The sequence below is a fragment of the Salinicola sp. DM10 genome (genome assembly GCF_017306975.2).
Taxonomy (GTDB): domain Bacteria; phylum Pseudomonadota; class Gammaproteobacteria; order Pseudomonadales; family Halomonadaceae; genus Salinicola.
In genome coordinates, this window is record NZ_JAFLEN020000003.1 from 533,328 (window position 1) to 546,333 (window position 13,006).

The 13,006-nt window shown below is 66.0% G+C and carries 11 protein-coding genes and 1 tRNA gene; 8 read left to right on the forward strand and 4 right to left on the reverse strand.

Translation table 11 applies throughout. The features are described 5' to 3' along the window. Window positions 1-130 precede the first annotated feature (130 nt). Window positions 131-1,327 (forward strand): chromate efflux transporter, encoded by a 1,197-nt coding sequence (gene chrA, locus J0A90_RS13970; RefSeq protein WP_207036828.1) that lies wholly within the window; start codon window positions 131-133, stop codon window positions 1,325-1,327. Between the two features lie 14 nt (window positions 1,328-1,341). Here chrA and J0A90_RS13975 read toward each other — a convergent pair whose 3' ends face one another. Then, a complete protein-coding gene (locus J0A90_RS13975; RefSeq protein WP_207036830.1) occupies window positions 1,342-2,205 on the reverse strand; it encodes a YicC/YloC family endoribonuclease in 864 nt (287 codons plus the stop codon). Between the two features lie 156 nt (window positions 2,206-2,361). Between J0A90_RS13975 and rph the strand changes: the two genes are divergently transcribed. Then, complete coding sequence (gene rph / locus J0A90_RS13980; protein WP_207036832.1) at window positions 2,362-3,084, forward strand: ribonuclease PH; 723 nt, start codon at window positions 2,362-2,364, stop codon at window positions 3,082-3,084. Between the two features lie 139 nt (window positions 3,085-3,223). Beyond that, on the forward strand, window positions 3,224-4,957 hold the full coding sequence (gene poxB, locus J0A90_RS13985) for a ubiquinone-dependent pyruvate dehydrogenase (RefSeq protein WP_207036834.1): 1,734 nt from the start codon (window positions 3,224-3,226) through the stop codon (window positions 4,955-4,957). A gap of 102 nt (window positions 4,958-5,059) precedes the next feature. On the opposite strand, the gene J0A90_RS13990 is transcribed toward poxB, so the two are convergent. Next, window positions 5,060-5,827 (reverse strand): exodeoxyribonuclease III, encoded by a 768-nt coding sequence (locus J0A90_RS13990; protein ID WP_207036836.1) that lies wholly within the window; start codon window positions 5,825-5,827, stop codon window positions 5,060-5,062. A 127-nt stretch (window positions 5,828-5,954) separates the two neighbouring features. On the opposite strand from J0A90_RS13990, the gene pyrE reads away from it, so the two are divergent. The 3 genes from pyrE (at window position 5,955) to trmL (ending at window position 8,017) form a co-directional block, all read left to right on the forward strand. Further along, window positions 5,955-6,656, forward strand: coding sequence for an orotate phosphoribosyltransferase (gene pyrE, locus J0A90_RS13995; RefSeq protein ID WP_207036837.1), 702 nt, complete (start codon window positions 5,955-5,957; stop codon window positions 6,654-6,656). A 182-nt stretch (window positions 6,657-6,838) separates the two neighbouring features. After that, window positions 6,839-7,408, forward strand: a complete 570-nt coding sequence (locus tag J0A90_RS14000) for a YfaZ family outer membrane protein (RefSeq protein WP_035470217.1) — start codon at window positions 6,839-6,841, stop codon at window positions 7,406-7,408. A gap of 138 nt (window positions 7,409-7,546) precedes the next feature. Then, on the forward strand, window positions 7,547-8,017 hold the full coding sequence (gene trmL / locus J0A90_RS14005) for a tRNA (uridine(34)/cytosine(34)/5-carboxymethylaminomethyluridine(34)-2'-O)-methyltransferase TrmL (protein WP_207036839.1): 471 nt from the start codon (window positions 7,547-7,549) through the stop codon (window positions 8,015-8,017). A 21-nt stretch (window positions 8,018-8,038) separates the two neighbouring features. Here the strand turns inward: trmL and J0A90_RS14010 are convergent, their stop codons facing one another. Further along, the gene (locus tag J0A90_RS14010; RefSeq protein WP_207036841.1) at window positions 8,039-8,494 is read right to left on the reverse strand and encodes a GNAT family N-acetyltransferase; all 456 of its coding nucleotides are present in this window, start codon (window positions 8,492-8,494) and stop codon (window positions 8,039-8,041) included. A 79-nt stretch (window positions 8,495-8,573) separates the two neighbouring features. Here J0A90_RS14010 and rep point away from each other — a divergent pair, with 79 nt between their 5' ends. Further along, complete coding sequence (gene rep / locus J0A90_RS14015) at window positions 8,574-10,637, forward strand: DNA helicase Rep (RefSeq protein WP_035470226.1); 2,064 nt, start codon at window positions 8,574-8,576, stop codon at window positions 10,635-10,637. A 202-nt stretch (window positions 10,638-10,839) separates the two neighbouring features. On the opposite strand, the gene J0A90_RS14020 is transcribed toward rep, so the two are convergent. Beyond that, a complete protein-coding gene (locus J0A90_RS14020) occupies window positions 10,840-12,519 on the reverse strand; it encodes a methyl-accepting chemotaxis protein (RefSeq protein WP_207036843.1) in 1,680 nt (559 codons plus the stop codon). A 339-nt stretch (window positions 12,520-12,858) separates the two neighbouring features. On the opposite strand from J0A90_RS14020, the gene J0A90_RS14025 reads away from it, so the two are divergent. Further along, window positions 12,859-12,935 (forward strand) — tRNA-Arg (locus J0A90_RS14025). Window positions 12,936-13,006 lie beyond the last annotated feature (71 nt).

A 13,006-nucleotide genomic window follows, 5' to 3' on the forward strand; every position in this document is an offset into this window, starting at 1 on the left:
AAGCGCCTCGGGGTGGCTGGCGTCTGGGTGAACATGAGACAGTGCTGTCGCCCCGGCCAGCCGGGTGAGGGAGCCGCCCGGTGCCGTGGTGGCGAGGCATGACCGTTCTCGACGCGCGAGCCATAGGCCGATGTCCACAGTGACCGCTTCCCGCTTCGGGGAGCTCTTCCGCACCTTTCTCTGGCTGGGGCTCACCGCCTTCGGTGGCCCGGTGGCGCATCTGGGCTATTTCCGCGAGGCGTTCGTGTTGCGCCGGCGCTGGCTCAACGAGGCGGATTTCGCCGATCTGGTCGCGCTGTGCCAGTTTCTGCCCGGCCCTGCCAGCAGCCAGGTCGGCTTTGCCATCGGCCTGCGCCGCGGCGGTCTGCGCGGGGCCCTCGTTGCCTGGTGTGCCTTCACGCTGCCGTCCGCCGTGGCGCTGGTGCTGTTCGCCGCCGGCGCCTCGGCGTTGGGCGGCGAGACCGGTCAGGCGTTGATCCATGGGCTCAAGCTGGTGGCGGTCGCGGTGGTCGCCCACGCCGTCTGGGGCATGGCGCGCAAGCTCTGCCCCGACCTGACCCGCGCCACCATCGCGCTGATCGCGCTGTGCCTGGCGCTGCTGCTCGGCGGTGCCGCCGGTCAGTTGGGTGCCATCCTGGTGGGCGCGGGGATCGGCCTGTGGCGTTGCCGCCCGGTACCGGTGCCTGCCGGCGTTCGGCTGGTGAACGTCTCACGCCGCTGGAGCCTGCCGGCGCTGGTCGCGTTCGTGATGCTACTGTTGCTGTTACCGCTGATGGCGGCGGCAGGGAGCGCGCCAGCGCTCGCAGTGATGGCCGCTTTCTACCGCAGCGGCGCGCTGGTCTTCGGGGGCGGGCACGTGGTGCTGCCGCTGCTGCAGGCGGCGGTGGTCGAGCCCGGCTGGGTGTCGCAGAGTTCCTTTGTCACCGGCTACGGCGCGGCCCAGGCGGTGCCGGGGCCGCTGTTCACCTTTGCCGCCTATCTGGGCGCGGCGATGGCCCCCGGTGTCCACGGCTGGCTGCTGGCCGCGCTGGCCACGCTGATGATCTTTTTGCCCGGCATGCTGCTGCTGATCGGCGTGCTGCCCCACTGGGAGCGCCTGCGCGCCTCGGCCCGCGCCCAGCGGCTGATCCAGGGCGCCAACGCCGCCGTGGTCGGCATCCTCGCCGCCGCGCTGTATGACCCGGTCTGGCAGAGCGCGATCTTGGCCCCGCTGGATATCGTCCTGGCAGCGCTGGGCTTTGGGCTGCTGACGCGCTGGCACTGGCCTGCGTGGCGGGTGGTCTTGCTGCTCGTGGCGGCGGCCATGGGTGTTGGCCTGCTGGGGTGAGTCGAGGCACACCCCTACTCGATATTCTGGATCTGCTCGCGCATCTGTTCGATCAACACCTTAAGCTCCACCGCGCAGCGGGTGGTTTCGGCCACCACCGCCTTGGAAGAGAGGGTGTTGGCTTCGCGGTTGAGCTCCTGCATCAGAAAGTCCAGCCGCCGGCCGATGGGGCCCTTTTGCTTGAGCTGGCGCTCGACCTCGCCGACATGGGTCTCCAGACGGTCGAGCTCTTCGGCGACGTCGGCCTTCTGCGCTACCAGCACCATCTCCGCTTCCAGCCGCTGCGGGTCGAGTTCGGCGCGGGCGCTTTCCAGGCGTTCGAGCAGCAGGGCGCGCTGGCGTTCGAGCATCGTTGGCAGGTGGGCACGCACGTTGGCTATCTGCTCGCGTACGCCGTCCAGGCGCTCGCGAATCAGCGCCGCCAGACGCTCGCCCTCGCGGGCACGGCCCTGTTCCAGATCGCTCAGCGCTGTCTCGAACAGGGCCAGAGCGGCGGCCTTGACCGCATCCAGGTCGAGGCGCTGGCTGGCCATCACGCCGGGGTGGGCGAGCAGTTCGAGGGCATTGGGCATCGGCGCTTCCGGCAGCGTGCGGCGTACCTGTTCGAGTGCCTGCGTCAGCGCCGCCAGCTGGGTGGTGTTGATCTCCGGGGTTGCGCCGCCCTCCGCCGGTTCGAAGCGCAGCGCGCACTCCACCTTGCCGCGCGAGAGCCGCTGGCGCAGGGCATCGCGGTAGGCGGGTTCGAGATCGCGCAGCGCATCGGCGAGGCGAAAGTGCGGCTCCAGATAGCGCTGGTTCACCGAGCGCAGCTCCAGCTGCAGGCTGCCCCATTCGGCTTCATGGGTCTGGCGGGAGAAGGCGGTCATGCTGTGCGGCATGGGAAATCCTTGGCGGCGTTTGGCGTGCGTCGCACGCGTTTGGCATCGAGTGTAACCCATCGCCGTCGGGGGAGACGCACCCGCGCCGGCGGGGAATTCGTCGCGTAGTCGGGTAGAATGCGGCGTCTCAATTCACAGGTTTTCGATGAGGCTTTCATGCGCCCGAGTGGACGACGCCCCGACCAGCCCCGCGAGGTCACACTGACCCGCGGTTTCACCCGCCACGCCGAGGGCTCGGTGCTGGTGAGCTTCGGTGACACCCAGGTGCTCTGCAACGCCAGCGTCGAGGCCGGCGTGCCGCGCTGGCTGCGCGGCAAGAACCAGGGCTGGGTCACCGCCGAGTACGGCATGCTGCCGCGCGCCACCCACACCCGCGGCGGGCGTGAAGCGGCGCGTGGCAAGCAGGGCGGTCGCACGCTGGAGATTCAGCGTCTGATCGGCCGCAGCCTGCGTGCCGCGGTGGATCTGAAGAAGCTGGGTGAGTTCACCATCACCGTCGACTGCGACGTGCTCCAGGCCGACGGCGGCACGCGTACCGCCTCGATCACTGGCGCCTGTGTGGCGCTGGTCGAGGCGCTGCAGCACATGCAGCGCAAGAAGCTGATCAAGTCCGATCCCTTTCGCCAACTGGTCAGCTCGATCTCGGTCGGGGTCTACAAGAACACCCCGGTGCTCGATCTGGACTACCCCGAGGACAGTGCCGCCGATACCGACATGAACGTGGTGATGACCGAAGACGGCAAGCTGATCGAGGTGCAGGGCACCGCCGAGGCCGAGGCGTTCTCCCGCGCCGAACTCAACGCCATGCTCGATCTCGCCGAGAGCGGTTGTCAGACCCTGTTCGAAAAGCAGCGTGAGGTGCTCGGCGTGCGCCGCTGAGCGGGCGACCGCGCTTCCCTACCTGGCCCGGCTCGCATGGCGGATGGCGTCGACTAGACTAAAGTTCTAGTCGTCATCATCAGTCACCGGGCCGAGCCAGGCGCTGCGCCGGCGCGGCCACTATCGCCAGGAGAGCAGCGTGGCCGAGTTCACCATTGCGGATCTGATCGTCGATACCCTCGCCCGTGCCGGCGTGCGTCATATCTGGGGCCTGCCGGGGGATTCCCTCAACGGCCTTACCGAGAGTCTGCGACGTCAGGACCGGATTCGCTGGCGCGGCGTGCGCCACGAGGAGGTGGCGGCGCTGGCCGCCAGCGCCGAGGCCGATGCCACCCAGTCGCTGAGCGTGTGCGCCGGCTCCTGCGGGCCGGGTAACCTGCATCTGATCAACGGTCTCTACGAGGCCCAGCGCGCCGGCGTACCGATGCTGGCGATCGCGGCGCAGATTCCCTCCAGCGAGATCGGCTTGGGCTATTTCCAGGAGACTCACCCCGAGAATCTGTTCCGCGAGTGCAGCGACTACTGCGAGCTGGTCTCTTCTCCCGAGCAGATGCCGCAGGTACTCGAGACCGCCATGAACACCGCGCTGACCCAGCGCCGGGTGGCGGTGATCGTGGTGCCGGGGGATGTCGCGCTCAAGCCCGCACCGGTCAAGCAGGCGAGCTGGAATGCCCCGGTACGCGGCGTGACGGTGCCGCCGGCGGCGGCGCTGGATACGCTGGCCGAGCAGCTCGCCGGCCATTCGCGCATCGCGATTCTCGGCGGCTATGGCTGTCATGGTCATCATGCCCAGGTCATCGCGCTGGCCGAGCGGCTCAAGGCGCCGGTGATCCACGCGCTGCGCGGCAAGCAGTCGCTGGAGTACGACAACCCTTTCGATGTCGGCATGACCGGGCTGATCGGCTTCAGCTCCGGCTATCAGGCCCTCAAGAAGTGCGACTTCCTGCTGATGCTGGGGACCAACTTCCCGTATCGCGACTTCTTCCCCGAACACGGCAATATCGTTCAGATCGATGAGCGCGGCGCGCATCTCGGGCGGCGCTGCTCGCTTCTTCAGGGGCTCGTCGGGGATATCGGCGCCACGCTGGACGCACTGCTGCCGCGGCTGGCCGAACAGCCCGATCGCAGTTTCCTTGAGGAGACCCAGGCGAACTACCGCAAGGCGCGCCAAGGGCTCGACGAGCTGGCTACACCGCGTGCCGAGGGTGAGCCGCTGCATCCGCAGTATCTGACCGCGCGGATCAGCGAACTTGCCGCCGCGGATACGGTATTCACCTGCGACGTGGGCACGCCGACGGTGTGGGCGGCGCGCTATCTGGCGATGAACGGCCAACGGCGCCTGACCGGCTCGTTCATGCACGGCTCGATGGCCACCGCAACGCCGCAGGCGATGGGGTGGCAGGCGGCCTTTCCCGAGCGCCAGGTGGTGGCGCTGGCCGGCGACGGCGGTATCAGCATGCTGCTGGGCGATCTGATCACTCTGGTCGAGCAGCAGTTGCCGGTGAAGATCGTGGTCTACAACAACCAGACCCTGGGGTTCGTGGCGATGGAGATGAAGGCGGCGGGCTTTGTCGACGAGGTGACCGATCTGTCGCCGGCGAACTTTGCCGAGGTGGCCGCATCGCTGGGCCTGTTCAGCCAGCGGGTGGACGCTTCCGAGCAGCTCGATGCGGCGCTGACGGCGGCATTCGAGCATCCGGGGCCGGCGCTGATCGATGTGCGCACGGCCAAGCAGGAGCTGTCGATTCCGCCGCGTATCCAGGCCGAGCAGGCCAAGGGCTTCAGCCTCTATACCCTGCGCGCGATCATGAGTGGCCGGGGTGACGAGGTGATCGATCTGGTCAAGACCAACTGGCCCTGGCAGCGCGGCTAGGCAACGTCTGTCAAGCCGACCGCTATCCCACCCAACGCAAGACGCCCCGCATTGGCGGGGCGTCTACGCGTCGAGACCAACGATCGAGATCGATCTTCTACATCAGAGCTCGAGATCGTACTCCACGATCAGCGGGGCGAACTCGCTGAAGATGGCGTCGGTATCGATCCAGGCGTCCTTCACGTGGCGGCGGAAGTTGGGGCCGACCACCTGATAGTCGAGACGCCAGCCTTCCTGGCGGGCACGCGGCACTTCCTGGTCGAGCTTGGGCCACCAGGTGTACTGGTTGGCGTCGCGGTTGACCTCGCGGAAGGTGTCGATGAACCCGGTGGGGCCGAAGACCTGATCCATCCACGCCCGCTCTTCCGGCTTGAAGCCAGGGGTCGTCTGGTTGTCGGTCCAGTTGGCCAGATCGAGCGTCTTGTGCGCGATGTGCCAGGTGCCGCAGATGATGTACTCGCGCCGCTTGCGCGCCATCTTGTTCAGGTACTCGAGGTACTGGGTCATGAACGTCTGCTTGGCAGCCGGGTCCTGGCCATCCGGCATCAGGAAGGTAGCGATGCTGAAGCGGTCGTAGTCCGCCTGCAGAAAGCGCCCTTCGTGATCGCACTGCTCGAAGCCCAGGCCATACATGATCGCCTTGGGGATCTTGCGACAATAAAGCCCGACGCCGGAGAAGCCGTCCTGCTCGGCGTCCAGGAAGTAGCCTTCGTAACCCTCCGGATAGAGGATGCTGTCGTCCAGCTCGAAGCTCTTGGCCTTCAGGTTCTGCACGCAGACGACATCGGCATCCTGCTCGGCCAGCCAATCGAGAAAGCCTCGTTCGACGGCGTCACGGATCCCGTTGACATTGATGCTGGCGATTTTCATACCGTGTTCCTTCTTCGTCGCGCGTGTATGATACCCGAGCTTGCGAGATTTAGGTAAAAGCGAAGCGCCTTAAATGGGGGCGCAAGCGACACAAGACAACGGCCGAGACTGACACAGGGGGGCTCGAGTGAGCGCGGAGATCCAACCATATCAACGGGAGTTCATCGAATTTGCCATCGCCGAAGGGGCGTTGCGATTCGGTGAGTTCACGCTCAAGTCCGGTCGGGTCAGCCCCTATTTCTTCAATGCCGGCCTGTTTCGCTCCGGCCGCGCCCTGGCCAGGCTGGGGCGTTTCTACGCCAGCGCCATCGCCGACAGCGGGATCGAGACAGATGTACTGTTTGGTCCAGCTTACAAGGGTATCTCGCTGGCGGCGAGCGCAGCCATTGCCCTGGCCGACCACCACGACCGCGATATTCCCTTTGCTTTCAACCGCAAGGAAGCCAAGGACCACGGCGAGGGCGGCAACATCGTCGGCGCCGACCTGCGCGGTCGGGTGCTGATCGTCGACGATGTCATTACCGCCGGCACCGCCATTCGCGAAGTCATGCAGCTGATCGAGACCGCCGGCGCGCAGGCCGCTGGCGTGGTGATCGCGCTGGACCGCCAGGAGCGCGGCCAGGATGGCGATGGCCTCAAGCCGCACAGCGCCATCCAGGAGGTCGAAGCGACCTACGCCATGCCGGTGATCAGCATCGTCAATCTCGACCAGATGCTCGCCTATCTCGAAGCGCGCGAGCCCGGTACCGGCGAACCCGACGACTTCAGCCGCCACGCCGAGGCGATCCGCGCCTATCGTGACCGCTATGGCGTAAACCCTGCGGCGTAACCCGGGCGCGCGCTTTTTGACGCCGGGTTTTCACGCATCGGCCGAGCCGCTCCCCCGGCGGCTCGGGCAGGGCACCGGGGGATTACAAACGGTTTAAAAACACCGTTTGATAATTTGTCGGATTATGTCACGCTTAAGCCGCAAGGCCAACGCGTTTCGGCGCGACTTTCTGGAGACGTGACATGATCAAGCGCAGCCATTTCAAACCTTTGGGCTTCGCCCTCGCTACCGCCACTTTCGTTTTCGCCAGTCAGCAGGCGATGGCGCTGAGCGTATCCGCCAACGGCGGCAAGGACTCCTTCGGGGTCGAGGCCAGCCAGACCATTCTGCCCAGCCTGCGTGCCGGGGTAGGCTATCTCAATACCGACGACAGCGGCCACAACGCCAAGGCGTACTCCGGCTCGCTGATGTTCACGCCGTGGCTGCCTGGGGTCGATCTCTCGGTCGGTGGGCGCTATCAATACCAGGACACCCACTACGGCAACGGTGGCGGCCTGGGTCTGGGCGGTTCGGCCTTCGTCGACACCCCGATCCCGCTCACCTCGGTGGGTGCCTACGGCTTCTACACGCCCAAGGGCCTGGCCCATGGCGATATCGACAAGAGCTACGAGTACGGTGCCCAGGCGCGGGTGAACATCATCTCGCACACCTACCTCTACGGCGGTTACCGCTATATGCGCACCGATTTCGACAACGACGACGGCCACACCCTGGACAGCGGGCCGGTGTTGGGCGTCAGCGTCGGCTTCTGATGCCCCGTAGCTGCCCTCAGGCCGGCGATACCCAGCCTGTGTGACCGGCCATGTTAACTGGCCCCGCCATCGGCGCCCCATGTGGGCGCCGATGGCGTATCATGCGCTGATGCTCGTCCTCACCGCGAGGCTGCCGCCATGCTCGATATCGTCCTGTTCGAACCCGAGATTCCGCCCAATACCGGCAATATCATCCGGCTCTGCGCCAATACCGGCTTTCGGCTGCACCTGATCGAGCCGATGGCGTTCGAGCTGGAGGACAAGCGGCTGCGCCGTGCCGGACTCGACTATCACGAGTGGGCGCGGGTCCAGGTGCACGCCAACTGGGCGGCGTTTCTCGAAACCGTCGGCCCGGAGCGGGTCTTTGCGGTCTCGACCCGCGGCCGCCACGGCTACCACCATATCCACTATCGCGAAGGCGATGCGTTGGTCTTCGGCCCCGAGACCCGCGGCCTGCCCCAGGAGATGCTGGATGCTTTGCCGCCGGCACAGCGTCTGCGCATTCCCATGCTGGCCGACAGCCGTAGCCTGAACCTCTCCAACGCCTGCGCACTGATCGTCTACGAGGCGTGGCGCCAGCTCGATTTCGCCGGCGCGGTGGATGTGTGAGCGCGGTGTGGCCCGGCGGTTTTACAGCCGCCGGGTCATGAACACGCTGTAGGGGTCTTCGACGTAATCGCCGAAGGGGCCGCACTCGGAGAACCCCGCGGCCGCGTAGAAGTGTCGGGCGGGCGCGAAGTGCGCTACCGAGCCGGTCTCCAGGCTCAGGCGCTCGAACCCCGCCGCTCGGGCTTCCGCCATCAGCCGGGTGAGCAGCGCCTGGCCCACGCCCCGGCGCAGATGGCGCGAGTCGGTGCGCATCGACTTGAGTTCGGCGTGTTCGTCATCGAGGCGCTTGAACGCGCCGCAGCCGAGCAGTTCGCCATCTTCCCAGGCGGTATAGAAGTGCACGTCCGGGTGGCGCAGCGCCGCGAGATCCAGCGCGTGACGGCTCTCCGGCGGGGAGTGGGGCGCAAAGTCGGCCAGATGGGCTTCGAGTAGCGCAGCGATCTCGGGGCCGCGTAAATCGTCTCGGATGATCTGCATGAGGTGTATCATTCCCCGTCTGTTGTTCTCACCGTCAGCGTTCTGATCTCACCGTTCCTACCTCAGCGATTCTGCCGCCATGTCCGATATTCGCCAACGCCTCGCCAAGCTCAACCCGCGCCAGCAGGAAGCGGTGCGCTATATCGATGGCCCCTGTCTGGTCCTGGCCGGGGCCGGTTCGGGCAAGACCAGCGTGATCACCACCAAGATCGCCTATCTGGTCCAGGAGTGCGGGATGAGCGCGCGCAAGATCGCCGCGGTCACCTTCACCAACAAGGCGGCCCGCGAGATGAAGGAGCGCGTGGGGCAGATGCTCAAGGGGCGCGAGGGGCACGGGCTCACCGTTTCCACCTTCCACAACCTGGGGCTCAACATCATCCGTCGCGAGCTCAAGGCGCTGGGTTTCCGCCCGGGCTTCTCGCTGTTCGACCCGGAGGATGCCAAGGCGCTGCTGCGCGACCTGATGCAGAAGGAGGCCGACACCGACGCCGAGCAGATCGGCGCGGTGCAGAGCCAGATCTCCCAGTGGAAGAACGACCTGGTGCTGCCGGGGCACGCGATCTCCCACGCTGCGGACGAGGACGAGCAGTACGCCGCGCGGGTCTACGAGGCCTACAACCGCCATCTCAAGGCCTACAACGCGGTCGACTTCGACGACCTGATCATGCTGCCGGTGGTGCTGCTGTCGAGCGACCCCGAGGCCCTGGCGCGCTGGCGCAAGCGTATCCACTACATGCTGGTGGACGAGTACCAGGACACCAACGTCAGCCAGTATCAGCTGGTGAAGATGCTGATGGACGAGCGCGCCACCTTCACCGTGGTCGGCGACGACGACCAGTCGATCTATGCCTGGCGTGGCGCCCGCCCGGAGAACCTGGTCACCCTGGGCGAGGACTTTCCACGCCTGAACGTGATCAAGCTGGAGCAGAACTACCGCTCCACCGCGACCATCCTGCGTGCCGCCAACACCCTGATCGCCAATAACCCCCACGTCTACGACAAGACGCTGTGGTCGGACATGGGCCAGGGCGACGCGATCCGCGTGATCGTCAACCGCCACGAAGAGGCCGAGGCCGAGCGGGTGGCCACCGAGATTCTCACCCGCCGGATCAAGGAGCGCGCCGAGTGGCGCGACTTCGCCGTGCTCTACCGTGGCAACTTCCAGGCGCGGCTGTTGGAGCTCAAGCTGCAGCACCACCAGATCCCCTACAAGCTCTCCGGCGGCACCTCGTTCTTCTCGCGCAACGAGATCAAGGACGCGATGGCCTACCTGCGTCTGCTGATCAACCCGGACGACGACAACGCCTTCCTGCGTATCGTCAACGTGCCGCGCCGGGAGATCGGCCCCGGCACGCTGGAAAAACTCGCCAACTATGTCATTGAACGTCAGGCGAGCGAACGTCAGCGCTCGATGTTCTCGGCCTGCCGCGAAATAGGGCTGGAGCAGGTGTTGCCGACGCGCGCCGTCGAAAGGCTAGGGCGCTTCGCGCATTTCATCGATGGTGTGCGCAAGCGTATGGACCAGGGCGACGCCATCGCCGCGATCCGCGAGATGATCCGCGACATGGATTACGAAGCCTGGCTCTACCAGAACGCCAGTGCGCCGACCATCGCCGAGCGCCGTATGGCCAACGTCTGGACGCTGATCGACCAGCTCGAGAAGTCGATGCACCGCGACGATGAGGAGGGCGAGGCCTCTGAAGAGACCGACGACGTGCAGTCGGCGATCTCGCGCCTGGTGCTGCGCGACATCCTCGAGCAGCAGGCCGAGGAAGATGACTCCGACCGCGTGCAGCTGCTCACCATGCACGCCTCCAAGGGGCTCGAGTTCCCGCATGTCTATCTGATGGGGCTGGAGGAGGAGCTGCTGCCGCACCGCAACGCGATCGAGGCCGGCACCATCGAAGAGGAGCGCCGCCTGGCCTATGTTGGCATCACCCGCGCCCGGCGTACGCTGACGCTGACCCTGGCCCGCCAGCGCAAGGCCTACGGCGAACTGCTCGACTGCACCCCGAGCCGTTTTCTCGACGAGCTGCCGGCGGACGACCTGGAGTGGGAAGGCCGCGCCGACAAGGAGAACCCGGAGCGCAAGCAGGAGCGCGGCCAGAGTGCCATCGCCGGGCTGAGGTCGTTGCTGGGCTGAGCTACGGCTGAATCGGGGGCGGTGCCAAGCGGGTGACGCGCGCTGCCGATAGCGGAACGCGAGCACAAAAAAGGCCTGGCGGATGGGCCAGGCCTAGCTCGCATAGAACCTAAGACTGTCGCGAGCGAACAGGGTCACGATCGAACGGGTGAATCGAGGTGCTAGCGCCGCCGGCTCGATGCGAACCGGCGGCCGAGTGGGCTCAGAAGGTCGTCCACTCCTCTTCCTGCGGCTGGGCGGCTGCCTTGGGCTTGCCGGGCTTGGCGCTCGCCAGCCGGGCCTGGGGTGCGGGCATTGACGGCTGCGGGCGACGCTTGGCTGAGCCAGCGCGGTCTTCCGCCACCTTGAAGAAGGCCATCTCTTCGGACAGCGACTGGGCGTGTGCCAGCAGCTGACGGCTGGAGGTGCTCGACTGGTCGACCAGCCCGGCGTTCTGCTGCGTGGCGGTATCCATCTGCGATACCGCCTGGTTGACCTGGTCGATACCCTGGGACTGCTCGCGGCTGGCCACGGCGATCTCGCCCATCAAGTCGTTGACCCGCTTGACCCCCTCGACGATCTCGTTGAGCGCGTTGCCGGCGTCGTCCACCAGGCGCGTGCCCGAGCCGACCTTCTCCACGCTCTCCTTCACCAGATCCTTGATCTCCTTGGCGGCATCGGCGCTGCGTCCGGCCAGGGTGCGCACCTCGCCGGCGACCACCGCGAAGCCGCGACCTTGCTCGCCGGCACGTGCCGCCTCCACCGAGGCGTTGAGTGCCAGCAGATTGGTCTGGAAGGCGATGTTGTCGATCAGCCCGACGATGCTGGAGATGCGCTGGCTGGACTCATTGATCTCAGACATTGCCTGCATCGCCTGCTTGGCCACCACGCCGCCCTGCTGGGCGCGCAGACTGACCTCGTCGACCAGCGAATCGGCCTGGGAGGAGTTATCGGCATTGTGGCGCACGGTGGCGGTGATTTCGTCCATCGAGGCAGCGGTCTGCTCGAGACTCGCGGCCTGCTCCTGGGTGCGACGGTTGAGGTCGTCGGTACCCTGGGCGATCTCGTCCGCCGCCTGCTGCACGGATTCGGCGTTGTGGCGCACGGCGGTGACGACCTGGGTCAGCCGCGCCTGCATCGTGGTGAGGTCGCGCAGCATGTCGCCGAACTCATCCTGACAGGTGACGTCGATATGGGTATCCAGACGCCCTTCGGAGAGTGCGGTGGCCAGCTCGCGCGCCTTGCCCAGCGGGGTCATGACGCCGCGGATCAGCCACACCGTGAGCAAGCCAGCCAGCAGGGTGGCGAGCACGATACTGCCGATGATCAGTAGACGCAGGTCGCTGAAGTTTTGTTCCGCAGAGGCGAAGCCGGCCTCGGCCTGGGCGATATTGGCCTGGATCGCCTGTTGCAGATTCTCCAGGGTAGCGGTATAGCTCTGCTTCACCGGGCCGTTCATGGCTGCCGTGGCGCTGGCGAGATTGCCGGCGTTCAGATCGCGCAGCACGCCGTCGAGCTGCGACTCCAGCGTCGCGCGGTTCTGCGGGAAGGCCTTGGCGGCTGCCGCTTCGGCACCGTCCTTCACACTCGTCTGGTCGTAACGGGTCCAGTTTTCCTTGATGCTCTGGCGGTTCTCGTTGATCTGCTGGCTGATGGCGGCCAGGTCGGCGTCCTGGCCCGAGGTCAATGCTTCGCTGATCAGGCCACGGTTGAGCAGGATGCCGGTACGCACCTGACCCAGCGTGGTGATGGGCAGCAGGTTGTTGGTATAGGTGGCTTCGACGTGATCACGCTCCTGGCTGGCGCCATAGAGCCCGACAAGGCCAGTGACTATCAGCATGGCGATACACAGGCCCAAGCTCATGCCGAGCCTGAGTTTGACGCTGCGCTTGAGAAAAGACATGGCGGTGGGGTCCTTGGATAGGGGCTCCGCTGCCTGCACGCCAGGCTGGGCGGATGGGGCGTCGAGTGGGCGACGCTCTTTTTTTTCGTTGCTTGCGTGTTCAGGCGGTATATCGGCAGAAACCCTGGCTAAGTTCAATTAATGTTTTCTATTGTAACAATTTTTTAACTTCTTGTGGCGCGTGGCGCGTGGCGCGTGGCGCGTGGTGAGCAGGGAGAGGCAGCGGAGCTTGGCCGCTCTGCTGCGCGGGAAAGCCCGAGGCTGGACACCCCGCGGGCGAGCAGGTAGGATGGCCGCGCCGCAAACGGGCCAATCACCGCTTGCGACAACCTGCACTACGCGCCCTTAGCTCAGCTGGATAGAGCGTTGCCCTCCGGAGGCAAAGGTCAAAGGTTCGAATCCTTTAGGGCGCGCCATCTTTTGACGAAAACCGCCACCCGTGCTTACGCCGGGTGGCGGTTTTTGTTTGTGGCGTGCAGGGCGCGCC

Coding starts and splice junctions, on each gene's coding strand:
- chrA (WP_207036828.1), top strand. CDS start 131: ATGTCCACAGTGACCGCTTCCCGCTTCGGGGAGCTCTTCCGCACCTTT.
- J0A90_RS13975 (WP_207036830.1), bottom strand. CDS start 2,205: ATGCCGCACAGCATGACCGCCTTCTCCCGCCAGACCCATGAAGCCGAA.
- rph (WP_207036832.1), top strand. CDS start 2,362: ATGCGCCCGAGTGGACGACGCCCCGACCAGCCCCGCGAGGTCACACTG.
- J0A90_RS13990 (WP_207036836.1), bottom strand. CDS start 5,827: ATGAAAATCGCCAGCATCAATGTCAACGGGATCCGTGACGCCGTCGAA.
- J0A90_RS14000 (WP_035470217.1), top strand. CDS start 6,839: ATGATCAAGCGCAGCCATTTCAAACCTTTGGGCTTCGCCCTCGCTACC.
- trmL (WP_207036839.1), top strand. CDS start 7,547: ATGCTCGATATCGTCCTGTTCGAACCCGAGATTCCGCCCAATACCGGC.
- J0A90_RS14010 (WP_207036841.1), bottom strand. CDS start 8,494: ATGCAGATCATCCGAGACGATTTACGCGGCCCCGAGATCGCTGCGCTA.
- rep (WP_035470226.1), top strand. CDS start 8,574: ATGTCCGATATTCGCCAACGCCTCGCCAAGCTCAACCCGCGCCAGCAG.
- J0A90_RS14020 (WP_207036843.1), bottom strand. CDS start 12,519: ATGTCTTTTCTCAAGCGCAGCGTCAAACTCAGGCTCGGCATGAGCTTG.